This window comes from Neobacillus sp. NPDC093182 (assembly GCF_044754045.1).
Window position 1 is genome coordinate 120374 of sequence record NZ_JBIVOI010000004.1, and the last position, 26508, is coordinate 146881.

26 protein-coding genes are annotated in these 26508 nt (G+C 40.9%); all 26 read right to left on the bottom strand.

Going from position 1 to position 26508, the window contains the following annotated elements:
- Window positions 1-895: 895 nt before the first annotated feature.
- Window positions 896-1663, bottom strand: a complete 768-nt coding sequence (locus ACIQAA_RS09670) for a GntR family transcriptional regulator (protein ID WP_402618220.1) — start codon at window positions 1661-1663, stop codon at window positions 896-898.
- 130 nt (window positions 1664-1793) lie between these two features.
- Entirely contained in the window at window positions 1794-2621 is an 828-nt protein-coding gene (locus tag ACIQAA_RS09675; protein WP_402618223.1) for a PfkB family carbohydrate kinase, read from the bottom strand.
- 7 nt (window positions 2622-2628) lie between these two features.
- Window positions 2629-3507 carry a carbohydrate ABC transporter permease gene (locus tag ACIQAA_RS09680; RefSeq protein WP_402618226.1) on the bottom strand — a complete coding sequence of 293 codons (879 nt, stop codon included), beginning with the start codon at window positions 3505-3507 and terminating at the stop codon, window positions 2629-2631.
- 1 nt (window position 3508) lies between these two features.
- Window positions 3509-4393, bottom strand: a complete 885-nt coding sequence (locus ACIQAA_RS09685; protein WP_402618228.1) for a carbohydrate ABC transporter permease — start codon at window positions 4391-4393, stop codon at window positions 3509-3511.
- 92 nt (window positions 4394-4485) lie between these two features.
- Window positions 4486-5763 carry an ABC transporter substrate-binding protein gene (locus ACIQAA_RS09690; protein ID WP_402618231.1) on the bottom strand — a complete coding sequence of 426 codons (1278 nt, stop codon included), beginning with the start codon at window positions 5761-5763 and terminating at the stop codon, window positions 4486-4488.
- A 212-nt stretch (window positions 5764-5975) separates the two neighbouring features.
- Complete coding sequence (locus ACIQAA_RS09695; RefSeq protein ID WP_402618234.1) at window positions 5976-6950, bottom strand: SIS domain-containing protein; 975 nt, start codon at window positions 6948-6950, stop codon at window positions 5976-5978.
- A 168-nt stretch (window positions 6951-7118) separates the two neighbouring features.
- A complete protein-coding gene (locus ACIQAA_RS09700; RefSeq protein ID WP_402618237.1) occupies window positions 7119-7760 on the bottom strand; it encodes an HAD family hydrolase in 642 nt (213 codons plus the stop codon).
- 18 nt (window positions 7761-7778) lie between these two features.
- Window positions 7779-8504 (bottom strand): GntR family transcriptional regulator, encoded by a 726-nt coding sequence (locus ACIQAA_RS09705; protein ID WP_402618240.1) that lies wholly within the window; start codon window positions 8502-8504, stop codon window positions 7779-7781.
- Between the two features lie 553 nt (window positions 8505-9057).
- Window positions 9058-9222 carry a hypothetical protein gene (locus tag ACIQAA_RS09710; RefSeq protein ID WP_402618242.1) on the bottom strand — a complete coding sequence of 55 codons (165 nt, stop codon included), beginning with the start codon at window positions 9220-9222 and terminating at the stop codon, window positions 9058-9060.
- Window positions 9223-9238: 16 nt separating this feature from the next.
- A complete protein-coding gene (locus ACIQAA_RS09715) occupies window positions 9239-10387 on the bottom strand; it encodes a Ger(x)C family spore germination protein (protein WP_402618245.1) in 1149 nt (382 codons plus the stop codon).
- Window positions 10388-10416: 29 nt separating this feature from the next.
- A complete protein-coding gene (locus ACIQAA_RS09720; RefSeq protein WP_402618248.1) occupies window positions 10417-11979 on the bottom strand; it encodes a spore germination protein in 1563 nt (520 codons plus the stop codon).
- 28 nt (window positions 11980-12007) lie between these two features.
- On the bottom strand, window positions 12008-13105 hold the full coding sequence (locus ACIQAA_RS09725) for a GerAB/ArcD/ProY family transporter (protein ID WP_402618251.1): 1098 nt from the start codon (window positions 13103-13105) through the stop codon (window positions 12008-12010).
- Window positions 13106-13247: 142 nt separating this feature from the next.
- On the bottom strand, window positions 13248-13658 hold the full coding sequence (locus ACIQAA_RS09730) for a F0F1 ATP synthase subunit epsilon (protein WP_402618254.1): 411 nt from the start codon (window positions 13656-13658) through the stop codon (window positions 13248-13250).
- A gap of 21 nt (window positions 13659-13679) precedes the next feature.
- Entirely contained in the window at window positions 13680-15101 is a 1422-nt protein-coding gene (atpD, locus tag ACIQAA_RS09735; protein WP_402618256.1) for a F0F1 ATP synthase subunit beta, read from the bottom strand.
- A 162-nt stretch (window positions 15102-15263) separates the two neighbouring features.
- Window positions 15264-16121: an ATP synthase F1 subunit gamma gene (atpG, locus tag ACIQAA_RS09740; RefSeq protein WP_402618259.1), complete on the bottom strand. Its 858-nt coding sequence runs from the start codon at window positions 16119-16121 to the stop codon at window positions 15264-15266.
- A 134-nt stretch (window positions 16122-16255) separates the two neighbouring features.
- The gene (gene atpA / locus ACIQAA_RS09745; RefSeq protein WP_402618265.1) at window positions 16256-17764 is read right to left on the bottom strand and encodes a F0F1 ATP synthase subunit alpha; all 1509 of its coding nucleotides are present in this window, start codon (window positions 17762-17764) and stop codon (window positions 16256-16258) included.
- A gap of 24 nt (window positions 17765-17788) precedes the next feature.
- Window positions 17789-18325: a F0F1 ATP synthase subunit delta gene (locus ACIQAA_RS09750; RefSeq protein ID WP_402618268.1), complete on the bottom strand. Its 537-nt coding sequence runs from the start codon at window positions 18323-18325 to the stop codon at window positions 17789-17791.
- Window positions 18322-18849 (bottom strand): F0F1 ATP synthase subunit B, encoded by a 528-nt coding sequence (locus ACIQAA_RS09755; protein WP_402618270.1) that lies wholly within the window; start codon window positions 18847-18849, stop codon window positions 18322-18324. Before ACIQAA_RS09755 ends, ACIQAA_RS09750 begins: the two co-directional genes overlap by 4 nt.
- 160 nt (window positions 18850-19009) lie before the next feature.
- A complete protein-coding gene (gene atpE / locus ACIQAA_RS09760; protein WP_335457511.1) occupies window positions 19010-19222 on the bottom strand; it encodes a F0F1 ATP synthase subunit C in 213 nt (70 codons plus the stop codon).
- Between the two features lie 76 nt (window positions 19223-19298).
- The gene (gene atpB, locus ACIQAA_RS09765; protein ID WP_402618273.1) at window positions 19299-20009 is read right to left on the bottom strand and encodes a F0F1 ATP synthase subunit A; all 711 of its coding nucleotides are present in this window, start codon (window positions 20007-20009) and stop codon (window positions 19299-19301) included.
- Between the two features lie 23 nt (window positions 20010-20032).
- Window positions 20033-20407, bottom strand: coding sequence for an ATP synthase subunit I (locus tag ACIQAA_RS09770; RefSeq protein ID WP_402618276.1), 375 nt, complete (start codon window positions 20405-20407; stop codon window positions 20033-20035).
- A 7-nt stretch (window positions 20408-20414) separates the two neighbouring features.
- Window positions 20415-20636 carry an AtpZ/AtpI family protein gene (locus ACIQAA_RS09775; protein ID WP_402618278.1) on the bottom strand — a complete coding sequence of 74 codons (222 nt, stop codon included), beginning with the start codon at window positions 20634-20636 and terminating at the stop codon, window positions 20415-20417.
- Window positions 20637-20963: 327 nt separating this feature from the next.
- The gene (locus ACIQAA_RS09780) at window positions 20964-23153 is read right to left on the bottom strand and encodes a S8 family serine peptidase (protein WP_402618281.1); all 2190 of its coding nucleotides are present in this window, start codon (window positions 23151-23153) and stop codon (window positions 20964-20966) included.
- The gene (locus tag ACIQAA_RS09785) at window positions 23150-24163 is read right to left on the bottom strand and encodes a nuclease-related domain-containing protein (RefSeq protein ID WP_402618283.1); all 1014 of its coding nucleotides are present in this window, start codon (window positions 24161-24163) and stop codon (window positions 23150-23152) included. The genes ACIQAA_RS09780 and ACIQAA_RS09785 overlap by 4 nt, the downstream gene beginning before the upstream one ends.
- Window positions 24164-24432: 269 nt before the next feature.
- On the bottom strand, window positions 24433-25062 hold the full coding sequence (gene upp / locus ACIQAA_RS09790; RefSeq protein WP_402618285.1) for a uracil phosphoribosyltransferase: 630 nt from the start codon (window positions 25060-25062) through the stop codon (window positions 24433-24435).
- A gap of 114 nt (window positions 25063-25176) precedes the next feature.
- Window positions 25177-26418: a serine hydroxymethyltransferase gene (gene glyA, locus ACIQAA_RS09795; protein WP_402618287.1), complete on the bottom strand. Its 1242-nt coding sequence runs from the start codon at window positions 26416-26418 to the stop codon at window positions 25177-25179.
- Window positions 26419-26508: the final 90 nt, after the last annotated feature.

Genomic DNA, 26508 nt, shown 5'->3' on the forward strand with positions numbered 1-26508 from the left:
AACTTCCCATTGCAAGCGTTTGAGAGCTCGCTCTCAAAAACGCCTTGCAATGGGAAGTTTTGCAAGCTTACGCGACAGCGGAAGCGCAATGTGCGTTAGCACATGGCGATAGAATTTCCAATTTTGTCCGCAGCCTGGTTTTCCGACACAAGGGCCCCACCCCCTGAGCGTTGCGTGATCTCGCAGAAAAGACTCCCTGAAATCACTCCAGAGATGACGCAAAAGCGAATTGTAAAACCCTGAACTTCATGCACGTGATCTGCAGCGGAGCGAAAGATGACGTGCCTAGTCCCTGGCTCGCAAGAGCCATTTAGTCCCTCTATTCGACATTTAACAACAAAAACCTATTATTGTCAGTGAGAATTGTCATAAAAAATACACCAAATCGTACCCTTTCATACAAAACATCAATTTACCTCCAACTAAAACTCAATAACTAAATAAGAAATCGTACAACCCATCAACACCATCATATTCACAATATACCAAATCATTCTAAACTTTCTATTAAAAAGGAATAAATATAATCAACATCCTACTAAATTCCTATAAGTACCAGTCGCAAGACTGGCCAAGCTATTAAATCCTCCATATCCAAGAGATAATAAGCAAAATTTCCCCCGCCAAACCATAAACCTTAATTACGATTTTCAACTTACCTGCCAATTTGGTTCTCTTACCTGCCTGCCTCCCGATTTTACCTGCCAAAACCCTTTGTTTACCTGCCTAATCAATTCCATCAGTACCTGCACCACTGTCCCAAATTACCTAGCCTTATAGCCAAAACAAAACATAGCTTGCTCGCCAACTCCAAAAATATTAAGAAGTGAATCACAAAGTATATGTATAAAAACAACAAAGACCCATGCCACAAGCCAAAGGTCTTTGTTTTACATTATTTCGTTAAATCAAAATCACTGTCCATATCGACGTCAATATAGAAGTTTACTTTATTAGCAAGGAGGTAGTACACGGAGTAATGTACCGGTCTTTCATGATCATCCTTTATTACTTTCTTAACTTGAATGACGGTTTCCATTCGTGAGACTTGAAGAAGCTTGCTTAAATCTTGAGGAGGAAGTATAAACTCCATTTCCTTCCGAGCTTTGCCGAACTTTATTCCGTAATCACCATGTATAACTTTAAAGGTTGAAACATTATCCTTTATTTTTTCAGAAATGCCAGGGTATATATCACAAGGTAAATAAGCAAAGTCAACACTAAAGATATTGTTTCCATCCTTTATAAGTCGTACAAGCTTCACCACTTCAAATGGCTCATTACGTTCAAAATACTGCATAAGCTCTTTGTCAGCGGTTTCAATTTGATTGACCAAAATTTCTTTTGTGAAACTTCCATCCCCTGTTGCTACTGACAATTCCGAAAAGCCTTGCAAATTAAGAATATGGATTTTTTGTTTCACGTTTTTGACAAAGGTCCCTTTACCATGAATGATTTCAATAATCCCTTCACTTGCAAGTTCCTTTAACGCACGTCTAATTGTAATTCGACTCGTGTTGAAGGTTTCACATAATTCCTTCTCATTAGGTAGTTTCTGCCCAGAGACAATTTTTCCTGTAGTAATCATTTCCATAATGCCATGCTTTACCTGATCGTATAAAAACACCGGGCTCTCTGTTTCAACCGATTTTTCCTTATTCATAATTTACCTCTTCTGTAACTTTCCATATTTTTAGTAATTATAGTAATTATAATAAGAAAACGACTCAAAAACTAGTTCTCAAAGAAAATTAATAGCCTTTACCTGATGGCGTAAGGCTATAACATTTATGCTATTCCAAATCCTTCGGGTAGCCGAACCCGCCATAAAAACCGCAAGTAATACTTGCTCGTTTAGCGGCAAAATCTAAGGCATCCTTCATATCTTTATGATTGTAGAAGGCTGTCAAAAACCCAGCGATGAAGCTATCCCCTGCTCCCATCGTATCGACGATTTCAGTTTCATACACTTCTTGATAATACTTTGTACCTTGATGAATAAAAAGAGCAGGCTTTGAACCTCTAGTAATACCGATCGTTTCAAGAGAGTATTTTCCTAGCTCCTCTACTAAATTCTCCAGCTCCTCATCACTTAAATGAGCCCCAGAGAAAAAACCGTGTGTGATAGAAGGGCAAACCTTTTCAAGCTGGGCGGCATTATATTTATCCGAGAAATCATAGGATATGTTAATATGCTGCGCCATGCCCGGAAGTTCTTCTTCCATTGAACTATAGCAGCTAGTATGAGCAACATCAAACTCTTTAATATATTCATAGTCCTCAGGGGTAAGTTTTAACTTTAAGATATGTTGAACCGTATTCTTTGGTCCGCCTACAAATACACGATCGCCATCCTCAGTAAGATTTACTCGGGGTTGTCCACTGATCCCTTCTGCCACACGTGAGCGGTGATAAGGAATACCTTCCAGCTCAAGAACGCTTTTCAAATGGTCTGCTTTATCGTCTGTGGCAAAAATCCCAATATAACTGACATCTTCTGCTCCTGATCGCTTACAATTTACAGCGACATTGACACAGTTACCGCCAGGATAATACTTCCCCTGATCCAAGTAACAATCTACCACATTATCTCCAATTGCAATAATCTTCAACGTGCTCATCCTTTCTTTAACCTTTTACAGAACCTTCAGACAGTCCTTGAACTAGATACTTTTGCAAGAAGATTAACAGCGCAATCATTGGAAGCGAAGCGAGTACCATCCCCGCAAGGAGTACGCCCCAATCTGTACGTAAGGCATCTCTAAAGTTCATTAACCCTGATGGAATCGTTTTCAATACTTCCGAATCAATAAAGATCGTGGCAAATAAGAACTCATTCCATGCAAAGAAAGCAGTTAATACGATCGTTGTCAACAAAATCGGCACGGACATCGGCAAATAGATTCTTCGATAGATACCGAATTCCGTACATCCATCTATAATGGCCGACTCTTCCAGTTCTTTTGGAATACTTAAAAAATACCCTCTCAAGAGCAAAATCGTTAATGGCAATCGATAAGCGATATACGTTAAAATTAACGCCCAATGGGTATTGATTAAATCTAGCGAAGTAAGGATATTAAACAACGGAATTAAGGCAACCTGTGGATTCATCATCATTGCACCGATGGTAAAAATCAGCGCAATGTCAATCCATCTTGTCTTATATCTGGCCAGCACAAATGCCGACATCGAACCAATAATCAGAACCGCAATAATCGTTAGGCTTGTGACGAACAAACTATTCATAAAATAGCCGGAAATACCTTTTGACCAGGCAAGTGAGTAGTTTTCAACAATCCAAGTACTAGGTAAGCCCCAGACATCATTAAAGATTTCATTATAGCTCTTCATCGAAGAGATAACCATCCAAAGAAGCGGATAAAGGATGACGATTGCAAAAGCCGCTAACATTAACATGGTGAAAAATTGGCCGATACTAAATTTTCGTAGTTTCCGGGATGGTTTTATTACCTGCTCCACAGATGGTTTTATTACCTGCTCCATGTTAATCATCCTTTCCCGTGCGAGACAATTTAATTTGTATTAGCGCCAGCACCGCTGTCAAAATAAAGATAATAATCGCCAGTGTGGAAGCATAGCCCATGTTATCTTTCACAAATCCAGTCTGATACATATGTACAGACATAACCGTTGAACTAAAGCCTGGTCCGCCATTCGTCAGAATATAAGGTTCGTTGAAAACGAGCATAGATCCAGTAATCGTAATTAACGTGTTTACAAATATAGCTTCTCTTACTTGTGGTACTGTAATGCTAAAAAACTTTCTTATTTTTCCAGCTCCATCTATATCAGCAGCTTCGTAAAGCTCTTTCGGAATTTTCTGAATCGCAACAATAAATAAAAGGGTAACAAACCCAATACTATGCCATTGTGACATTGCAATGACGGAATAAATGGCTGTCTCAGCATTGCCTAGCCATACCTCTTTCAGGTTTTCCAAACCAATTAATTCAAAGAAACTGTTTAAAAGTCCCATTTGCGGGTTGTAAACAAACCCAAAAAGTAAAGCAACAACAGAAATGGAAATCATAACTGGCATGAAGTAAACGACCCTAAGGAAAGGGGCTACTCTGTGAAATAATTTATCTTCCAATATATAAGCTAACACTAAAGCAAATCCGACCTGTAAGATCACAGAAATGATTGCGTACTTAACGTTATTGAGAAGTGCAACACTTACTACTTTATCGGCTAATAGGTTTTTAAAATTGTCCAAACCAACAAACGTTTTTGTTTGAGAGAAAACTGAAAAATCAAAGAAGCTATTGTAAAAATTTTGTATAAGCGGAATATAGACAAATACGAGCAGCAAGGCGATGCTCGGCAATAAGAATAGTACAGGGATAATATTAAATTTCCTTCTTTGCATTGACTCCACCCCTAATATTTTTGACTCGTTTGTTAGATTTCCCCAAGACTCGAGGAACACTGTCCTCGAATCTTGGGGAAGGGGAATTCATTCTACTTTTTCAAACGTTTTGCTTCAGCTTGTACTTCCTTCATAATTTCTTCAGGAGTCGTTTGCTCATTTGCTAATGTCTGTCCGCCTCTCATGAAGATATCCGCAATATTGATATTAACAGCATTATCAAACCATGGTGTAGTTGCAGAAGCATTTGTGACGATTTCATAAGCTTCTAATCTGGCAGGAGAAGTATTGCCTTCATCAACAGCACCCTGTACGGCATTCAATTGTCCATCTGTTTTTGTGAAATCGTAAGCAGTTTCTTCAGATGTTAAGAACTTAAAGAATTCAACTGCTTCTTTTGGTGCATTTTTACTTAACATCCATCCTTCAGGTGCACCAGTAAGTGCCTTAGAATCACCTTTACCGCCCTCGATTTCAGGGAAGTCAAAGAAACCGAAATCTTTCATACCTTGATCTTCTACCATTTTAACTTCAGCAAATTGCATGTAAACGATTGGTGCCTCACCACTAGCAAACATATTTCTTGCAGCTTCGTGGTCAATTGCAGTTGAGAGATCTCCCATGTAATCAGTAAGTTCCTTGAAGATTTCTAAACCTTTAATATAACCTGGATCTGTAAATTCACCTGTTTCGACGTTATAATCTTTTGCTGTTACAGCAGGATCAACAACCCTTTGGAAAATAGTACCCATGTAATGAGAAATCGCCCATCCATTGGTTAAACCTTCTACTAACGGCGTTTCATAGCCAGCATCCTGTAATTTATCTAGAACTGCGATAAATTCTTTATAGGTTTTAGGGACTTCAAGATTATTTTTCTCGAAGGCTTCCTTATTATAGAAGAATGCCTTTCCGTCAACCGTAAATGGTACACCATACTTCTTTTCATCAAATGTAAAACCGGCAAACTGAGACTGAATGAATTTTCCTGCCCACTCAGAATCCTCTGCTAAAACATCATCTAACTCCATAATACGACCAGATGATACTAGATTAGCAGCAAATGAATCAGACCAAGATGAGAAAACATGTGGAAGATCGTCGTTGGAAACAAGGACTCTAATTTTCTCTTTGTAAGAATCGTTTAGAACGGAATTGACATTAATTTTAACACCTGGATTAGCGTCTTCAAATTCTTTGATTTTCTGATCATAGAAAGATTTCCGTGGTTCATTCGGCCATCTATGGAAGAAATCGATTTCCACTACATCTTTATCAGATGATTTTTTTTCTTCGTTTCCTGCTGAGGAGGAACAAGCTGTTAATGCTAATAAAAGAACTGTCATGAAAATGGCTAAAAATCTTTTCATTTTTTCACTCCCTTTAAAATATTCTGATTATAAATTTTAAAATAATGAAATGGAGTGAGTTCAATTAAGTGTCCTAGTCAACAACGTAGATTAGATTAACCTTCAACTGAACCTTGTCCACTTGTAAAATCGTGTCCCATAAGTATATTAGAAAATCTTTCTTATAATCTATCATGTTGAACCCGGGTTGTTAAGTGACTAATGTTGGCAGATTAATATTCCATTTTCCACATATAGCGTCTTACTGAAAGCGGGTGGCCTGTATGCTCTGCCAATCCATCTGCATATTGACGTAATACAACACCTGCAAGAGCTGGACCAAAATATTCTTTAAGATCTTCATCAATACCTGTGTAATCTAATTCCGCTACATCAACAACTTCAACTTTTTTACTGAATTTTTGTGCAAAGTTAATCGCTCTTTCATCTAATGGACGAGTAGCACCTTCTCCTTTAATAATTAGGAATGGAACATCAAAGTCAGTTGCTTCAAATGGTCCGTGGAAGTATTCGCCAGAATGAATCGCATTAGAGTGGATCCATAACATTTCCATTAACAAGCAGCTTGTGAACGAATATGCCTGGTGGTAGTAAGCACCGCTTCCCATTGTATAAATCAGTTTATCACGCTTGTACTCGCTTCCAAATTGGAATGCACGGTCATAAGTCAATTTTCTATTTGATTCAAAAAGGGTTTCCAAATTATTTAGTTGATTTAAAACTCTTTCGTATTTTTCATTCGGTGAAACCGCATTCAAAATACCGAAAATTAAGCTGTAATATACACCAGTTTCTCCGTCAATCGCATCTGAGCCATCCTTATAGTTGTAATGAACTGTATACTCGGCTTCTTGACATAGTGGAGAATCAACCTCCATGGAAATCGCAATCGTAACTGCGCCTTTTTCTCGGGCAAATTTAGCTGCTGCAACCGTTTCAGGTGTAGTCCCTGAATGAGATCGAAGGATAACTACACTTCCTTCACCAAGACCCGGTGGGTTCACATGAACAAATTCGTTTGAAGTGTAAACTCTGCTTGGAATGCTAATTTCTCTGTTTAAGAAATAATCCCCAGTTGCCAGGGATGCCATTGAACCTCCACAAGCCACAAAATATACGTTCTTCACTTCTGTTGCTTTAACTGCATTAATAGCAGCCGCAATTTGATTAACATGTTCAGTTTTCATTTCCTTTACCCCCTAGTGGTTATATGACATCATATGATGTCTTAATGAGATTATATAATCTTTAATCTAACAAGTCAAACACTTTTAAAGATTCTGTTAATTAATTTTCGACAACCCTAGCCCTGTCTCGACTCAAAAAAATATAAAGCCCCTTATTTCATATAAAGGCTATTCCAATAACGCGATCACTTTTTCTAAATCCTCTACAATCCTAAACGCCTTTTCCTTCATTTCCTCCGTCGGCTCAATCAAATCGGGCACCAAAACACAACGAATCCCTGCCGCAAACGCTGCCTTCAAACCATTAAATGAGTCTTCTAACACTAATGCAGACTCCACAGACTCCCCGGCGATCTTACACGCTTCTAAAAAGATGTCCGGATGAGGCTTACCATTTTTCACTTCATTGCCACTAATATAAAAATCAAAACGGTCTTCAAGTCCTGTCTGCTTCAAATATTCTGCAATTGTTTCCCGTGCACTAGAGGAAGCAATGCATTTTTTCATTTTCCGCTCATCAAGTGCATCTAGAAGTTGTATGGCACCCGGCTTGACACCGATACCCTCATTTGCCAAATTCTCCTTAAACCTCTCGCGATACTCCTCAATCATTTCCTCATATGGAAGTTTCCCTTCATACATTTGCTGCATGACTTCCCGTGACTTACCGTGCGGCAGCCCGATTAACTGCTTATAGTTCTCCATCGTAAATGCAAAGCCTCTCTTCTTAACCGCTTCCTGTAAGGCCTGAAACGAGGGCCATTCCGTATCAAATAACAAACCATCCATATCAAAAATCACTAACTTCATCTATTTTTTACCCCGCCCTCAAATAGTATTATTAAAAATAAACTTATAACTATCGCCTGCAATATATTGTTTTCCAATATGGATAGGCCGATCATTTTCGTCATACACAATACTCTCTAAATAAAATAACGGTTCACCACTGGCAACACTCAGGAGTTCCATTTCGTCTTCACTTTCCCTAACAATTTCCAAAGAAGTTTCACCAGCATGGGTCGGCTTTGTATTTAACTTTTTCTCCAACACCTGGTAAATTGATCCTTCTAAAGTTTCATTTAATAAAGTATGGTACTCTTTATACGAGAAATAGTTATTTTCGAGCATCATCGGTGAATCTGCTGCATATCTTACTCTCTGAATCAATAATAGCGCGTCACCTTCAACCAACTGCAGTAATTTTTGATCCCTTGGGGTCGGCTGGATAATTTCCTTTTTCGTGACGATACTGCTTGGCTTTAGACCATTTGCCTTACATGCATCACTAAAGCTCAAAAAATGGACAATTTTCCTCTCAATTTTTCGCTTATTCACATATGTTCCCTTCCCTTGCTTTTTCACAAGGTAGCCTTCCTCTACAAGCTCAAGAATTGCCTTTCGAACCGTAATCCTACTAATTTTGTGCTCTTCGCTTAACTCCAATTCAGTTGGAATTTTGTCCCCGTATTTTAAATGACCATTTATAATAGAGCTACGTATTGATTCCTTTAGTTGTATATATAAAGGAATTGAGATATCTTGTTTTAACATCTAATTCACCTGCCTAATTTTAAGAAAATACCGGGTTTCAAAACGCAGCTTTTTCCTTTGTAATACAATGATTTCATCTGGCTGTTCATCTATCTTTATGCAATTTACAAAATATTCAATCAAATATAACATCATAATACGTTATATGTCAATCCGGTGTAAATCAATAAAACTAATCTTCGAAAGAGACTGATAATTATCGAATCTGAATCCATACAACTAAAAATTAAAAGCCCCCGCCAGTCCGTCGACCAGCAGGGGTTCCATATATAACTATTATTGTTTTCCTGTAACCGATAAACGGTTGGTGGCACGTTGCAGGGCAGGCTCGGAACGACGGAAGTCGATGTCTTCCGCTTAGAACGCGTCCTTTGTTCATCGTTTTCCCTCCTATCTTACTTTTTCACAAAGTCCCTTTTGAAACGGAACCATGTGCATCACACTTTACTTGTTATAGTCCTGATATGCAGTCGGGAACGCTGAACCCATTCCCCAGGCAGGACTTATCAAGGCCGTCTGCAAGAATCACTCCAACAACCCACTAAAACATCACCTAAATAAACGAGCGTACCACCATTAAAATACTTAATGCCAATCCGATTAAAGCTAGAAATGAAAATACCACCAATTCTTTCATTTCCCCTTTTCGTACTAACTGTGGAATTTCCCATGCAAAAATTACCGCAAAGATGAAAATCATCATTAAAATCTTGAGCATTTTTCATTCCTCTTTATCATTTAATTAAACCGATTCTCCTTACAAAGGCTTTAGAATGGATGGCAACCTTTTTTTGGGCAAATTCGTTCTCCCAGTTCTCTTTATAATGTGTATTCCATTCCTTCGGATATTTCTTGTAGACTGATTGGCCAAAGCCAAAAATGTCTGACTCATACTCCTTTTGTGCCTTTTCTACGATCATTTCAATTCTCTTGCTAATTTCCTCCTCAGCATATGTTTGAATCTCCTCGATTACCTTTGTTTCAAAGAGGTTTAACTTTGAGTCATTCTCGATTACACTCAATTCTGTGACCACATCCACGTCCAGTTTTAATTCCCCTTGTTTGAGTATGGGAACAATGTTCGTTTCACCTCTTACGATTTCCATACTAATGTTTCCCCCGCCTTTTTCCTCAGGGATGTTGATGGTAATAACACCCGTTTTGATTTCATTACGCAGCCATAATAGGCCTCGCGTTTCAACCTCATCCATCCAGCCAACTAGCTTATCCCCTTTAAACACAGCGATTCCATTTACAGCCTGAGTTTCACCTGATTTATTTTTTGTATTCACCTCTAATGGCTTTAAGGTAAACTGTGAAGCAAAGGGTTCTATACCTTCTGTCAGAAGCATATTGAGAAAATCCCTGACATAAATTTTAAACCCCACACTCATTTTGGCCAGCTCTCTCATTTCCTCTGCCGAAACACTCTCAAATTTTGGCATACTATTGATGATTTTAGAGGCTTTACCCTTTGTGAACATAATAAAACTATTGATTCGGGGCTCAGCGTACCGTGTATGGAAATCAACAATATGAAAGACTCCCTTTTTAGCTAAATCCTCACCAATCAAAAGGACACGGCTTTGGGAAAAAAAGATCCGTCTTGACAGCTTTCCTTGTATATTACGGTATGCTTCCGATACCGATGCACCCGTTTCTGAAATGACAATGGTGCTTTTCCCACCGCTTTCACCTGTGCCTCCCGTTACTAACTTTGAGGGAACAGCCACTTGAAGTGTTAAGCGGAGTTGATCGTCCTCGACAAGGTCTAAGCCAATGGCTGTCACAATAGCAATATCATTAATTTCAACCCGGTTCCAACAACCTGTCAGCAAAATCAGTGTTATTCCCCAAATTAAAAGCATTCTCATTACTTTCATTAAGACCATCCTGTCCTGTGAAAAACGAACTAATATTTAGGTTTCCGGGAGCTTAACCGTTTCAAATTCCTTTTTCCTGTTTCATGTGGACGTTCATTTATTTTCCACCATGGAGCCCGAATAAATATATCTTTAAGATTATTAAAATGAAAGGGAGCGATTGGAGCCATATAGGGTACACCAAACGACCGAAGTTGGACGAGATGAACCAATATAAAGAAAATCCCAAGCAGAATGCCATAAAATCCTAGCGTCGCAGCTAAAAAAATCATAAAAAAGCGAAGAAGGCGAATCGCTCCTGTTAAGGGATAACTTGGAAACATAAACGACGCAATCCCTGTCGTTGCGACCACAATGACCAATGGAGCCGAAACAATTCCAGCTTCAACCGCTGCCTGCCCCACCACCAATGCACCGACAATACTGACAGTCGATCCGATCGGTCGCGGCAATCGGAGCCCCGCTTCACGCAATGCCTCAAAGGTTATTTCCATTAACAATGCTTCAACCACCGCTGGAAACGGCACCTTTTCCCTTGAGGCCGCGACACTAAATATCAGATTGGTCGGCAGTAATTCATGGTGGAAGGTGGTCACCGCAATATAAATAGAAGGAAACAATAAAGCAACAGCTAAAAATAAATAGCGGATAAACCGAATAAACGAAGTCATGATAAACCTTCCATAATAGTCTTCAGGAGAATTCATCATTTCAAAAAAAGTGACCGGAACAATAAGGGCAAATGGGCTGTTGTCTACCAAAATTCCGACTTTCCCTTCGAGAAGATTACCAGCCACGCGATCCGGCCGTTCCGTCTGCAGCACCTGGGGAAACAGCGAAAAGGGCTGATCCTCGATAAATTCGACAATGTAGCCGCTATCCTCAATGGCGTCAATCTCAATTCGCTTTAATCGGCTCCGAACCTCCTCTACAATCGAATGCTGGGCAATATCCTCAAGATAAGTAATCATCACTTCCGTTTGAGAAAGGCCTCCGAGCTTCATATATTCAAACTTTAGTTTCGTTGTTTTTAACCTTCTTCGAATCATACTTCCATTCGTTCGTATATTTTCGGTAAAACCTTCTCTTGGACCTATGACGACTGCTTCCGACGCTGGTTCATCAACCGAGCGCTGCTCCCATGACTGCTCGCTAATAAAAAGTGCACTTTTCGAGCCATTCATGAGTAAAATCGTTCCACCTGCTAAAATTTGATCAATCACTTCTTGAAAGGTTGCCCCTTGCTTTACTTGTGCTGAACTAAGAACCCCTTTTATATTATCTATGGTTATTTCAGCATTCCTCGGTAATTTCTCGTTAGCCTTTACTATTGGATGAATGACATGTAATTCCATCCTTTCTACATTGACTAACCCATCTAGGTATAAAATGTTTGCCGAGTAAGCAGCGTTGATCTTAATTTCCCGATAAGCAAAATCGGCAGCCCCTTCAAAAAGCTGTTTGATCCGCTGAAAATCTTCCTCAAGAATGCCCCTTAAACCCTCGTTGTTACCTTGCTCTTGAACGCTCTGCTCCCGCATATGAGGTTTATTTTTAGCACTTAATCTTTTCATCTGTCGAATAATTTTCAATGGCTGCACCACCTAATCATAAATGAACCTATCGTTGACCCCATTTTTTTCGGATAAATGCAATGCACAGGAATAGGATTGGTAGAATGATTTGTAAAAGGGTATGTACATAGGTAACATAATAGTTAAATCCCAATTCGATATGTTCAACAAAACTGGATGCGGTTACTAGTGATAGCGGGGGAATGATGGACCCAAGTCCAAGGCAGACCGACCGAGTCTGTTTTAACCTCAGTAATTGAGAAATTCCAACAGCCGCAGCAAAAGTAAACGCCCCTACCTTAAAAAACACTCCCGCCACCATCATTAAAATGACTAGTGCGTCAAAACGCTCGAGAAAATCGGCCACCGATACCATTTGCGTAGCGGATAGAAGGGAAAAAATATCCCTGTTGTAAATTTCCGGTCCTAAAACAGAAATCATCATAATCGAGTTGACCGTTAACAGCAGACCGCCGACAAGAATGAAAGACATCCCTATCCTTCTTGCATGCTTTTTATTGCTCAAATAAGGAAATAACATCATGATGACAATGGTTTCTCCAAACGGGAAATTGATTGCAACAGGAACGGCTTCTTTCAATACTGGCATTAACCCGTTTCCTAGTATAGGAGTAAGATTTTTAATATCAAATTGATCTACACTAAAGAGTAGAATCCAAATAAGAATAAGAGAAAAAATATAAATAGGAAACACGATTTCTGCCATTCGGGCAAACGTTTCCACCCCACCCCGCAAGCAATAAATCATCAGCACCATAAAACTTGCAATGACAACAAAAATCGGAGTTTCAGATAGAATCGTTGTTACAATAAGATCGCCTAATTCCCTGCTTGCTCTAGCAGCAGAATAGGTGAAATGCATAATATAAAGCAAAATGAACGGATAGGAAAGAAACTTCCCGATAATCTTAGGCAACATCTCAACCAGTGAATCCCCTGGATAATAGGCGACTAATTGGGTAAAAACAGCCATTAGGATAAAACTGCATGACATACCAACTAATATGAAAATCCATGCGTCCTGCTTTGAATTTAAGCCCAACCCTAAAATAATTGCCGTCCCTAACACATAACCAGCCATTAAATAAAAAAGTTGGAGTCCACTTATTTTTTCGGTATTCATCGGTATTCACCCTCAAGCAGGCTGAGCTATATTTTGGAAAAAGTCCTTCCAACACTTACTATTTTCTATTAAGCGACAAGTTATGCATACGTCAAAAAACCCCCGCCAGTCCGTCGACCAGCAGGGGTTTGATTGATAACTATTATTGTTTTCCTGTAACCGTTAGACGGTTGATGGCACGCTGCAGGGCTAGCTCAGCACGACGGAAATCGATGTCTTCCGCTTTCTGATCTCGCATACGCTGCTCGGCACGTTCTTTTGCTCTTAGTGCACGTTCCACGTCGATATCCTCTGATTTTTCAGCGGCTTGCGCAAGGATGGTTACTTTGTCAGGTCGGACTTCTAAAAAGCCACCGCTCACTGCCACAAGATCCTCTTCTTTGCTGCCAGACTTCAAGAGGCGTACAACGCCAATCTCAAGAGGAGCAACCATTGGAATATGTCCAGGTAAAATACCTAATTCACCGCTTTGAGCCTTGGCAATAACCATTTCCACATCTGACTCATAGACCGGGCCATCGGGAGTAACAACACTGACTTTAATCGTCTCCATTTTTTACCCTCCTGGTCGGTATTAGGCCTCTACACCCATACGTTTTGCATTTTCCACTACGTCCTCAATACGGCCGACTAAGCGGAATGCATCTTCTGGAAGGTGGTCATACTTACCTTCAAGGACTTCTTTGAAACCACGAACGGTTTCTTTTACAGGTACATAAGATCCCGGCTGTCCAGTAAACTGTTCAGCAACGTGGAAGTTCTGTGATAAGAAGTTTTGGATACGACGTGCACGAAGTACCACTAACTTATCATCGTCAGATAGTTCATCCATACCTAGGATCGCAATGATATCCTGTAATTCACGGTATCGTTGTAAAGTTGATTGTACTTGACGAGCTACATTGTAGTGCTCTTCACCAACGATTTCAGGTGACAATGCACGAGAAGTTGATGCAAGTGGATCCACCGCAGGGTAGATACCCATCTCAGAAAGCTTACGCTCAAGGTTTGTTGTTGCATCTAAGTGAGCGAATGTTGTAGCAGGAGCCGGATCCGTATAGTCATCGGCAGGTACATAAATCGCTTGAATTGATGTAACAGAACCTTTATTTGTAGACGTAATACGTTCTTGTAATTTACCCATCTCAGTAGCAAGCGTTGGCTGGTAACCTACGGCAGAAGGCATACGGCCTAATAGCGCAGAAACCTCAGAACCTGCCTGCGTGAAACGGAAGATGTTATCCATGAAGAAAAGAACGTCCTGTCCTTGCTCATCACGGAAATATTCAGCCATAGTCAAACCAGTCAGTGCAACACGCATACGTGCTCCTGGCGGCTCGTTCATTTGTCCGAATACCATCGCTGTTTGCTTGATAACGCCTGAATCCGTCATTTCATGATAAAGGTCATTACCTTCACGTGTACGCTCACCAACACCAGCGAATACCGAAATACCGCTGTGCTCTTGCGCGATGTTATTGATTAATTCTTGGATTAATACGGTTTTACCTACACCGGCACCACCGAATAGACCGATCTTACCACCCTTAATATAAGGAGCAAGTAAGTCAACTACTTTAATACCTGTTTCAAGAATTTCTACTTCCGTAGAAAGATTTTCAAATGTTGGAGCTTCGCGGTGAATTGAATCATGGCGCTCACTCGCTGGAATATCCTCTTTAAGGTCAATCGCTTCACCTAGTACGTTAAATACTCGGCCAAGTGTTACGTTCCCAACCGGTACAGAAATTGGAGCTCCTGTATCAACAACTTCCATTCCACGCATTACACCATCAGTGGAAGCCATTGCAATTGTACGAACCGTATCATCACCTAAATGAAGGGCTACTTCAAGAGTTAAGTGGATGTCAACTTCAGACTGATTTTGCGCTTTATATTCGATTTTTAAAGCATTATAAATCTCAGGAAGCTGGCCGTTTTCGAACTTAACGTCGATAACCGGACCCAAAATCTGAAGAACGCGTCCTTTGTTCATTTTTTTCCCTCCTATCTTACTTTTTCACACCATTCTTTAAAAAGGAACGATGTGAATCACACTTTACTAGTAATAGTCCTGATATGTAGTCTGGAGCGATGAACTCATTCCCTCAGCCAGGACTTATCAAGGTCCCCAAACGGGGTTCATTTTTAAAAAATACTACTCGAGTGCTGCCGCTCCGCCGACGATTTCCGCAATTTCTTGTGTAATCGCTGCTTGACGAGCACGGTTGTAGATAAGTGAATAATTTTTGATCATTTCTTTTGCATTATCAGTAGCATTTCTCATCGCAGTCATCCGGGCTGCATGCTCGCTCGCTTTACTGTCTAAAAGAGCGCCATAAATTAAGCTCTCAGCATATTGAGGCAGGAGAACGTCTAAAATTTCTTCTGCAGATGGCTCAAATTCATAAGATGTAAGCTCTGAAGAAGAGGTAATATCCGTTAGTGGAAGCAGCTTCTTCTCCGTAACTTCTTGTGTAATGGCACTTTTATAATGAGTGTAATATAAGTAAAGTTCATCGAAGGTTCCATCGGAGAACATACCTACCGTACTACTGGTAATGTCTTTCACGCTTTCGAAGCTCGGTTGATCGGAAAGCCCAATAATTTCGAGATCAACATTGATGCCTCGTTTAGCAAAAAAGTCACGGGCTACACGGCCGATTGCAATGATCGAATATTCATCTTTCGATTTGTGACGACTTTGGATTGTTTGAAACACACGACGGATCACGTTACTGTTAAAAGCACCAGCTAGTCCACGATCGGATGTCATAACAATATACCCAGTTTTCTTGACTGGCCGAGATTCAAGCATAGGATGATTCACTCCATTGCTGCCCAAAGCGACAGCTACCGTAACTTCCTGGATTTTCTCCATGTAAGGAACAAATGCTTTTGCATTCATAACTCCACGGTTCCATTTAGCAGCGGACGTCATCTCCATTGCCTTTGTAATCTGACTCATCTTTTTTGTAGAATTAATACTATTTTTTATATCGCGTAATGATGCCATAGGTTCTCACCACCCTCATTCAAAGAATGTTTTGGATGAAGTCTAGTTCGGTGAAGGGTAACAGGCACCCAAAACCGTGCCTGTCACCCTTCACCAACCCTTAACTCCACCCTACTGCCATTGTCAGACCCTACTTATTCGGAAACTGCGAACGTCTTTTTGAAGGCGTTAAGTGCAGCCGCCATATCGTCATCAGAAGGAAGATCCTTCGTTTTTGTAATATGGTCTAACAAGTCTTTGCGATTGTGGTCTAACCAATTAAGGAATTCTGATTCAAAACGACGGATATCTTCTAATGGAATATCATCAAGGAATCCGCGTGTTAATGCATAAAGGATTGCTACTTGCTTTTCAACTGAAAGCGGCTTGTGAAGATCTTGTTTAAGAACTTCAACGGTGCGGGCACCGCGGTTAAGCTTCGCTTGTGTTGCTTTATCAAGGTCAGAACCGAACTGTGCAAATGCTTCTAGCTCACGGTATGAAGCAAGGTCAAGACGCAGTGTACCTGCTACCTTCTTCATCGCCTTGATTTGCGCGGATCCACCTACACGAGAAACGGAAAGACCTGCGTTGATCGCTGGACGAACACCGGAGAAGAAAAGGTCGGATTGTAAGAAAATTTGTCCATCTGTAATGGAGATAACGTTTGTTGGGATATAAGCAGAAACGTCACCTGCCTGCGTTTCAATAAATGGCAATGCAGTGATTGAACCCGCACCTAGTGTGTCGTTCAATTTCGCTGCACGCTCTAATAAACGGGAGTGCAAGTAGAATACATCCCCTGGATATGCTTCACGACCTGGAGGACGGCGAAGTAATAGGGAAAGTTCACGGTATGCAGCCGCTTGTTTTGATAAATCATCATATACGATTAGGACGTGCTTGCCTTCGTACATGAATTCTTCAGCCATTGCAACCCCAGCATAAGGAGCTAAGAATAACAATGGAGCTGGTTGTGAAGCAGATGCAGTAACAACGATTGAGTACTCTAACGCACCATGCTTACGAAGGGTTTCAACGGCACCACGTACGGTTGATTCCTTTTGACCGATTGCAACATAGATACAGATCATGTTTTGACCTTTTTGGTTCAAGATTGTATCGATTGCAACAGATGTTTTACCTGTTTGACGGTCTCCGATAATTAACTCACGCTGACCGCGGCCGATTGGCACAAGTGCGTCAATCGCTTTAATACCTGTCTGTAGTGGCTCATGAACGGATTTACGAGCCATAACGCCTGAAGCTACTGCTTCAATCGGGCGAGTTTTAGTTGTATTGATTGGACCCATACCATCAACTGGCTGTCCTAAAGAGTTAACAACACGACCAATTAGTTCCTCACCTACTGGAACCTCCATGATGCGTCCTGTACGACGAACCTCGTCACCTTCTTTAATGTCAGTGAAAGGTCCAAGAATGATAATACCAACGTTATTAGCCTCAAGGTTTTGAGCCATACCCATAACGCCGTTTGAAAATTCAACAAGTTCTCCAGCCATGACATTGTCGAGGCCATGAACACGTGCGATACCGTCACCTACGGAGATAACTGTACCTACATCACTCACTTGAATTTCAGCCTGATAGTTTTCAATTTGCTGTTTTATCAGGGCACTAATTTCTTCAGCTTTGATGCTCATGAGTTTCACCCCTATCTACGAATCTTAGCTTAACAATTTTCGTTCTAAACGGTCTAGCTTTCCGCGCAAAGAGCCGTCGTATATACGGTTTCCGATTCGGAGCTTAACGCCGCCGAGCAGTTCGGAATCCACGATATTTTCAATTCTTAATGATTTCTTGCCAACTTTTGCAGCAAACGTTGCAGAGATTGCTTCACGTTCGGCTTCTGTAAGCTCACGCGTGCTGTAAACTTCAGCTTCCGCAACTCCCTTTTCATCATTTGCCAGCTCAAAGAATTGGTTCGCTACTTCAACGATCTCGTCTTCGCGGTGGCGGTCGATCAAGATCAATAGTGTATTCAGTACATATGGATTTACCGTTGAAAAAGCTGCTTTCAAAATCTCTTTTTTCTTATCAAGTGTAAGTTTTAAAGACTTTAAAACTGCTTTTAAATCGGTATTGTATACCATAACTTCCTTTACTACACGAAGTTCTTCTTCTACTACTTCAAGAAGCTGCTGTTCTTTTGCGATTTGAAAAAGAGCCAACGCGTAGCGTTTTGCTACCATGGAGTTGCTCATCGCTTTTCTCCTGCCTCTTGAATATATTCGTTAATCAGTTTATCTTGATCTGCTGCATTTAACTCTTTTTCAATTACTTTAGAAGCAATTAATACAGACAAGGAAGCAACTTGTTCACGAATAGCGGCAACCGCTTTTTCTTTCTGCTGCTCAATTTCAAGCTTCGCAGATTCTTTCATGCGTTCGGCTTCAGTACGAGCGACAGCAATGATTTCTTCACGCTGAATGTCGCCTTGCTTTTTCGCATTTTCAATTAAAACTTGTGCTTCTGAACGAGCTTCTTTTAAAAGAGAACGCTGCTCTTCTAATAGTTTCTTTGCTTCAGCGCGACTTTGTTCTGCCGCTGAAATTTCTCCAGCCACATGCTCTTCACGCTGTTTCATAATGCCCATTAAAGGGCCCCAAGCAAATTTCTTCAACAGCACCATTAGTACGATAAAGATGACAAGCTGGAAAATAATATCTCCCCAGTTTACACCCGAATGGGCTGCTGCTGCTCCTAATACAAAACTATTTGTTAACACCTGCGATTCACTCCCTTCAAGGTCTTTCCTTAAAACAACCTATATATCAGTCGAAATAATTGTCGAAATCAATCGTTTATGCACAGTATTGAACATAAACGAATGGCGAAGGTTCTCACGAATGATCTTCGCCATTTATATGAACACAAGAAGTGCTCGATTATTGACCTTGAACCATGAACGCGATAACAACCGCGATGATAGGAATCGCCTCAACTAACGCAACCCCGATGAACATTGTAGTTTGAAGCATACCACGAGCTTGTGGCTGACGAGCGATACCTTCTACTGTTTTTGATACGATAAGACCGTTACCGATACCAGCACCTAGTGCTGCTAAACCAATTGCGATTGCTGCTGCTAAAAGACCCATTTGAAAATTTCCTCCTTTAATGTATGAAAAAATGAATTCTTATTTTTTGTTCTTATTGAAAAGAACGGTTTTTATGCTAATGGTCGCTGCTCACTTTGTGAGCTAAGTACACCATTGTTAACATACAGAAAATAAATGATTGGATGGCACCGACAAAGATTGAGAATCCTTGCCATACTAACATTGGCAGTGCAGCGGCAAGTGTTCCGCCCACACCGGTTGCTAAACCAGCTGCGAGTAAGCTTAATAATATTTCCCCCGCATAAATGTTTCCGTAAAGACGGAGACCGAGAGTCAGAGTATTTGCAAACTCTTCAATAATTTTAATTGGGAACATAAACCAGAATGGTTTAAAGAATTCCCTTCCATATGCTCCTGCGCCTTTCATCTTGACACCGTAGAAGTGAGATAATCCCACTATCAATGTGGCTAACGTCAACGTAACGGCCGGATCTGCTGTTGGTGATTTCCACCAAAGAACGCCGTCTACTACGATTGAGAATGGAAGCCCAAGCATATTGGCAACAAAAATATACATAATGATGGTAATTCCGAGTATATGGAATCGTCCGCCATCTTTCCAATCCATCGTACTGTTAATAATGTTTTTAACAAAATCCATGACCCATTCCATAAAGTTTTGCATTCCGGTTGGTTTCATGGCCAGACTACGAGTGGATAGAACGGCTAACAAAAAGACAATTGCACTTGCTATGGTAATCATCAAAATGTTTGCCAAATTAAATTGGAGCCCAAGAAACGTAACTATTGGAGCTTCGTGATGCAACAGTATTCACCTCGCTTCCCCCGCTATTTATGTAAAAATAAATTTTGCGTAAAAAAATCTATCATAATGACAATGTAGGATGTCATTAATCCTATAACCACACTAATGAGATGAAATTGCTCGGGATATCTCATTGTGATGACAATCGCAAGAGCACCGGTTGCCATTCGTGAAAAAGATCCAAGTGAACGAACAGTTCTTCCTTCAGCTGCCGCTTGTCCAAATTTGTCGATTTTTCGAGCCATCAGCCACAAATTAAAGAGGCTCAAACTTGTCCCAAGAATCAATCCAAGAAAGATTGATTGCTGCGCAGTGAACCCCCAGCCAAGCACATAAAAAGACAATAAAAAAAACATCCACTTTCGCTGTCGGGCAAACATTGTTTGAAATTCTGGCATGGTTGGTTTAATCTCCTGAATAGAACTTGCGAATTGAAATGAGCATCGAGTAAATACCGGCCGCTAAACCTATAAACAGTCCAATTATTAAGAAAATTGGCTCTGTACCCCACTGTTTATCGAGCCATCTGCCTGCAAAAATACCGATTAGAATCGATCCAGCCAGGGATGCCAGAATAGCTGACATTAGGGCATAAGCTTTAAATGGATTGCGGTTTTCATTACGCATACTATCGCATCCTCGCCATAAGAGAATACATCAAAAATCGAGGTTTATGTACAAAAGGCAGATACGTAGAATTCCTGAGAATTCTGTCGAATTACATGAAAACCCTCTCATTCTACATCCTTTGTTAGCATACCTCAGCCTTTTTCCAATGTCAATGGATTTAGGTGAATTCATACACAAACTATTCTGCGTAATTTCTTCCATTTGGAAGTTTTAGTTAACACTATAATTGTAGTGTAATTACCCTGTATTTTAGCGTTGTAATTGTGTCTATTTTGTGAACATATTTGACAAAGAGTGGGTAAGTATGTCCCACTCCAGTTTGTTCTATCGAACCACTTCTCCGATTACGAGCATGGTTTCTATAAAGTCTTCCTTTCCAGCCTTTTTGGCGAAGACCTTGGCAAGATAGACTCCATCAGGAGGAAGGTTATCTTCCGTTATGGCCTTGCTGACCAATCCCTTCTTAACATTCTGATTGGTGTCTAAGAAGCCGACAAATCGGAAATCATCCGGATTGAAAAGGGCTATCCCAAACTCCTCGGCTCCGCCTGGCAGGTAAACCTCATATCGATAGGTCCCCGGCTGGTCTCCATCCTTAAAGTCAAATCCCATTACTCTCGGATAATTGGGTTCTTCAAGAACATAGATATAGGGAATTTGAATCGGATTGGAACCAGCATGGATGGTTAGATAACCATCATGAATTTTTCCTTTCAGTTCGACAGGATTTACTTCTAATTCAAGCTTTGCATCCCGTGTTTCTCCAGGCTGCAGTGTAAAGGCGAGCGGGAAACTCCATTTCAGGCCGTCTGCCTGCTTGGGTATGTCGAACGTATAGCGTACAGGTTTATCACTTAAGTTCTCAACATGTAAAAAAGCCTTGTGAATATCCCCTTCACTTTCAAACTTTCCGAATCGCAGTGAACTTGGACTGACAAGTGAAGTAGCTTTTACTGCTTCATTCACCTGAATTCTCCCAGCTCCCTGCTCATACGTCCGATATCGTTTTCCATTTTTCACTAACGGCTTGGCTGTATTCATTAAGGCAGCCTTAATTTGGTCCGGTGTCCACTCTGGATGCGCCTGTTTAATCAGTGCACATGCACCCGCCACATGCGGCGCGGCCATACTCGTACCCTGCAGCGATAGGTAGCCGCCAGGAATGGTTGAGTTAATCGCCACACCAGGTGCAACAATATCTGGCTTTACCTCCCACGTATCTGTAACAGGTCCCCTCGAACTAAAGTCAGCAAGCAAATCCTTCTCTTTGTTGACCTCAACTCTCACTAATGAATTCGTTTTACTTTTTAAAAGTTCCCCATCCTTCTTTGTGATTGAACCCACCGGTATATCAATCGGTGACTCTAGATTGCCCATAAAGCCGCCGCTTAAGTTATTGTAGATCATCACAGCCTTCGCTCCGGCATCACGCGCGTTTTTTGCCTTCTCGGAAAACGTTATTTTTCCTCTTTTAATAAGAACAATTTTTCCCGTAACATCTTTTAGATCTGCTGCTGTACCAAGACCGCCATCTACGATTGGATAGGAACGGTCAAGGCCCCAGCCAGCTGACCCCTCGAGCGGTTGAATCCGTAATTTTTCCCGCATTCCTTCTATTAATAGGTGAGGGACCTCGATTGTTGGGGTGGAAGCGCCAACCGATATCGCCTTTGAGGCCGTTCCTGGTGAACCCACCGTCCAAACATTCGGCCCAGAATTACCCGAGGCCGCAATCGCAACGATCCCCTTATCGACCGCTCTGTTCAATGCCAGGCTGATTGGCAGGTCTGGACCGTTGATATCATTTCCTAGCGAGAGGTTCATAATATCGACTTTGTCCTTGATTGCCTGCTCGATAGCTGCCAGTACATTCTCAGTTGTCCCCCCGCCGCCAGGTCCAAGCGCACGATAAGCAAGAATTTTCGCGTCAGGCGCCACTCCCTTTAATTTTCCGTTTGCTGCAATAATTCCAGCAACATGAGTACCGTGAACGGTCGCTCTTCCTAATGTTTTCGTTTCCATTGGATCAGCGTCGTTATCGACAAGGTCACGTCCGCCGGCAAAATTTCTTCTGAGGTCAGGATGGGTGTAATCCACACCGGTATCGATGACCCCTACCGTTACACCTTTACCCGTCAAGCGGCGGTTATTTTTATCAAAGAGTCCACGAATCTCTTCACCGCCGATAATTTTAACACTCTCCTCGGCCTGTGCCTTATATTGGTTTACAGGAGAAACGCTGATGATTTGCCTGCTGTTTTGCTGCGCCAGTTTTTCTATCGATTCAGGGTTCCCTTCTACAGAAAAGCCATAAATCGCTTCTTGAAAAACATGCCTTAGATGGATGTCTTTAAAAGGTTTGATGAGCAGCTGAATATCCTGGGGGGATTGCGGTTTATCTAGGACCACAATCGCAATCCGTTCTTTTGGAATCGGAGGTGTCTCAAGTGAACGAGCAGAAGTGGTCGTTTGGAGGGAGAAAACAAGTACGAATAAAAGTGTCCATTTTTTCATGTGAAAAATTCCCCTTTTTTCATATCGTTTTCATTTAAGGGGCAAAGTATGCAGTTTTTTGGAAGATAGTATTTGGTACCGCGTTTTGTGCCTGATGAGGGGAATTTTAACGAGAAAAGCAAATGTCTTGCTTTAACCGGTTCAATTTGAAGAAATTCAGCAAGTTGTTTCCTAGTAATCGTCGGATTTAAAATTAGGAAATAATCCTTAATAGCTGATAAATGTGCCCTCTTCGAAGTGAAATGACATTCATCGCACCGCCAACTGGCTGATATGTACTTCATTTTAAATGATCTGCAATTTGGACACTGAACACCTGGCTTTATGTCAGATTGGGAAAGGTTATATTTTTGGAGGACATCAGGAATGGAGATATGGTGCTCTTTCAGGAGGGTATCTGATAGTTGGGATAGAACTTTTTTGGTTATTCGAGGCTTCGTATATTTTGTTTCTAACTCCCTCATTTTATCCATCAATGATTCAGCATAAATCAATGTTTGAAAGATATGTAAGTTATCTGGGGTTGTTTCTATAATCGTAGACGTTTTACTGATCACTACTAGGCGCTCCACCGGTATCCCCTTAAATTGATGATACTTTAACCAATTATTGAATTGGAGATGGTGCCGTTTGACCTGTTGAATTGGGTTATCCATTCCTTCTTCCAGGTTATTTAATTCTCTAGTCATCAAGTCCGAACCCTTTTTAAACTTTAATTTACCCGATATATTCTTCACTTCAATAATTAAGGCAAATTTGGCTGATACCAGCAATAAATCCATTTGAAACGCCTTTTTATCCTTCAATCGCAAACCATGAAATATGTAATACTCATCTTCCGGTAAAAAGGATAGGTGGTAAGCGACATTCAGTTCTCCATAATACCCTTTCAGCCAAACACGTAAATCTTTTTCTACAATCGGTCTTACCGGGTGCCCTTTTGGCATCCTTTTCAACAAGGCTATACATTGTTCCGCCTGAACCGGAACAATTAGTTCTAATTTAATCACTTATTGTCACCTCTTTTTGGAATTTACTGTCTAAATTCTAGATAGATTGTCGAATTCCTCCGAGGATTATTAGAAGAAATGGTGAACATTATTGGGGGCTTTGAGTTTTGAACATTTTTCATGGGGTTTTGAACATTTTTTAGTTGGTTTTGTACACTTTCTGGGGGCTTTTGTACATTTTTCATACCCTTTTGTACATTTAGACAATATCTGGAAAAACCCCACAAAAAAAAACTGAGCAAACTAAAAGTCTACTCAGCCAAAAAATATTATTTCGTCCCAAACAATCGATCCCCAGCATCTCCAAGTCCTGGTACGATATAGCCATGATCATTCAACTTCTCATCTAACGCAGCAATATAGATATCTACATCAGGGTGTGCTACCTTAACAGCCTCCACGCCTTCCGGAGCCGCGATTAAGCACATAAATTTGATATGCTTAGCGCCGCGCTTTTTCAAACTTTCAATCGCCACATTTGCGGAACCGCCTGTTGCGAGCATCGGATCAACGACGATGAATTCACGCTCTTCCACGTCACTTGGCAGCTTGATGTAGTATTCCACAGGCATTAATGTTTCTGGGTCGCGGTATAACCCGACATGTCCTACTTTCGCAGCCGGAATTAACTTCAAAATTCCATCAACCATACCAATTCCCGCACGCAGAATCGGTACAATTCCCATTTTCTTTCCGGATAACACCTTTGATTTAGCCGAGCAGACTGGTGTTTCAATTTCGATATCTTCAAGCGACATATCTCTTGTGATTTCAAATGCCATGAGTGTTGCAACTTCGTCCACCAATTCACGGAATTCTTTTGTTCCTGTATTTTTATCACGGATGTATGTAAGTTTATGCTGAATTAGTGGATGGTCGAAGACGTATACCTTTGCCACAATGATCGCCCCTTTTATTAAATTTAACTCCGTCTCATTTTACAGAAAAAAATCACAATGAGCAACTCAAGACCAAAAAGAAATCGACCCTTTCGAGTCGATTTCACTTGTTGTTTAATATTCAGGATAAAGCGTAAATTTACCTGTTAAAGCTTCAACACGAGCTGCAGCTTCCTTCAGCTTTGCTTCGTCTTCATGATTTTTCAAGGTAAACGCAATAATTGATGCGATTTCATCCATTTCTTCTAAACCAAAGCCACGGCTCGTAACAGCAGCTGTACCAATACGGATACCGCTTGTTACAAACGGACTTTGCGGATCAAATGGAATCGTATTTTTATTAACGGTAATACCGACTTCATCAAGGACTTTTTCTGCCACTTTACCAGTTAAACCAAGTGTCTGCATATCTAAAAGAAGCAAGTGGTTATCTGTACCGCCAGAAACAAGTCTGATGCCCTCTTTTTGCAATCCGTCAGCTAAACGCTTTGCGTTTGCAATAATCTGACCAGCATATTCTTTAAAGCTGTCTTGAAGAGCTTCCCCAAATGCTACCGCTTTTGCAGAGATCACGTGCATTAATGGACCGCCTTGAATTCCAGGGAAGATTGATTTATCAATCTTTTTGCCCCATTCTTCTTTACAAAGAATCATTCCGCCGCGAGGTCCGCGAAGTGTTTTATGTGTTGTAGTCGTAACAAAATCAGCATATGGAACTGGATTTTGATGAAGTCCAGCAGCAACTAGACCCGCAATATGAGCCATATCGACCATTAAGTATGCGCCCACTTCATCTGCGATTTCACGGAACTTGGCAAAATCGATTTCACGCGGATATGCACTCGCTCCAGCCACAATCATTTTTGGCTTGTGCTCACGTGCTTTTGCTAAAACATCATCATAATTAATGCGATGAGTGGTTTCGTCTACACCATATTCAACAAAATTATATTGAACACCACTAAAGTTTACTGGGCTTCCGTGTGTTAAGTGACCGCCATGTGAAAGGTTCATACCAAGAACTGTGTCGCCTTGTTCAAGGACCGTAAAGTAAACAGCCATGTTTGCCTGAGCGCCAGAGTGTGGCTGCACGTTCACATACTCCGCACCAAAAATTTCTTTCGCACGCTCACGAGCAAGATCTTCAACAATGTCCACGTATTCACAACCGCCATAGTAACGGCGGCCTGGATAGCCTTCTGCATATTTATTGGTCAACACAGATCCCTGTGCTTCCATTACCGCTTCACTTACAAAGTTTTCTGAGGCAATTAATTCGATTTTTCCGCGCTGACGGCCTAATTCCTGTTGAATCGCTTCAAATACCTGCTTGTCCTGATTAGACAAATGCTTCATGGTAATCCCCCCTGTATGTATGAACCTGAATTAACTTTTTGAAAATTCCCTCTATATAATAGCATGTTTTTCTCTAAAAGAGAAATGGGG

Bases quoted from the DNA above. Each gene is read 5' to 3' on its own strand.
- ACIQAA_RS09700 (WP_402618237.1), bottom strand. From the start codon at position 7,760: ATGAAGTTAGTGATTTTTGATATGGATGGTTTGTTATTTGATACGGAA.
- atpG (WP_402618259.1), bottom strand. From the start codon at position 16,121: ATGGCATCATTACGCGATATAAAAAATAGTATTAATTCTACAAAAAAG.
- ACIQAA_RS09705 (WP_402618240.1), bottom strand. From the start codon at position 8,504: ATGTTAAAACAAGATATCTCAATTCCTTTATATATACAACTAAAGGAA.
- ACIQAA_RS09675 (WP_402618223.1), bottom strand. From the start codon at position 2,621: ATGAGCACGTTGAAGATTATTGCAATTGGAGATAATGTGGTAGATTGT.
- ACIQAA_RS09685 (WP_402618228.1), bottom strand. From the start codon at position 4,393: ATGCAAAGAAGGAAATTTAATATTATCCCTGTACTATTCTTATTGCCG.
- ACIQAA_RS09710 (WP_402618242.1), bottom strand. From the start codon at position 9,222: ATGCTCAAGATTTTAATGATGATTTTCATCTTTGCGGTAATTTTTGCA.
- ACIQAA_RS09695 (WP_402618234.1), bottom strand. From the start codon at position 6,950: ATGAAAACTGAACATGTTAATCAAATTGCGGCTGCTATTAATGCAGTT.
- ACIQAA_RS09780 (WP_402618281.1), bottom strand. From the start codon at position 23,153: ATGAAAAAATGGACACTTTTATTCGTACTTGTTTTCTCCCTCCAAACG.
- ACIQAA_RS09715 (WP_402618245.1), bottom strand. From the start codon at position 10,387: ATGAAAGTAATGAGAATGCTTTTAATTTGGGGAATAACACTGATTTTG.
- glyA (WP_402618287.1), bottom strand. From the start codon at position 26,418: ATGAAGCATTTGTCTAATCAGGACAAGCAGGTATTTGAAGCGATTCAA.
- ACIQAA_RS09730 (WP_402618254.1), bottom strand. From the start codon at position 13,658: ATGGAGACGATTAAAGTCAGTGTTGTTACTCCCGATGGCCCGGTCTAT.
- ACIQAA_RS09775 (WP_402618278.1), bottom strand. From the start codon at position 20,636: ATGCGTAATGAAAACCGCAATCCATTTAAAGCTTATGCCCTAATGTCA.
- atpA (WP_402618265.1), bottom strand. From the start codon at position 17,764: ATGAGCATCAAAGCTGAAGAAATTAGTGCCCTGATAAAACAGCAAATT.
- ACIQAA_RS09680 (WP_402618226.1), bottom strand. From the start codon at position 3,507: ATGGAGCAGGTAATAAAACCATCTGTGGAGCAGGTAATAAAACCATCC.
- ACIQAA_RS09690 (WP_402618231.1), bottom strand. From the start codon at position 5,763: ATGAAAAGATTTTTAGCCATTTTCATGACAGTTCTTTTATTAGCATTA.
- ACIQAA_RS09725 (WP_402618251.1), bottom strand. From the start codon at position 13,105: ATGAATACCGAAAAAATAAGTGGACTCCAACTTTTTTATTTAATGGCT.
- atpE (WP_335457511.1), bottom strand. From the start codon at position 19,222: ATGGGTCTTTTAGCAGCAGCAATCGCAATTGGTTTAGCAGCACTAGGT.
- ACIQAA_RS09770 (WP_402618276.1), bottom strand. From the start codon at position 20,407: ATGCCAGAATTTCAAACAATGTTTGCCCGACAGCGAAAGTGGATGTTT.
- atpD (WP_402618256.1), bottom strand. From the start codon at position 15,101: ATGAACAAAGGACGCGTTCTTCAGATTTTGGGTCCGGTTATCGACGTT.
- ACIQAA_RS09670 (WP_402618220.1), bottom strand. From the start codon at position 1,663: ATGAATAAGGAAAAATCGGTTGAAACAGAGAGCCCGGTGTTTTTATAC.
- ACIQAA_RS09750 (WP_402618268.1), bottom strand. From the start codon at position 18,325: ATGAGCAACTCCATGGTAGCAAAACGCTACGCGTTGGCTCTTTTTCAA.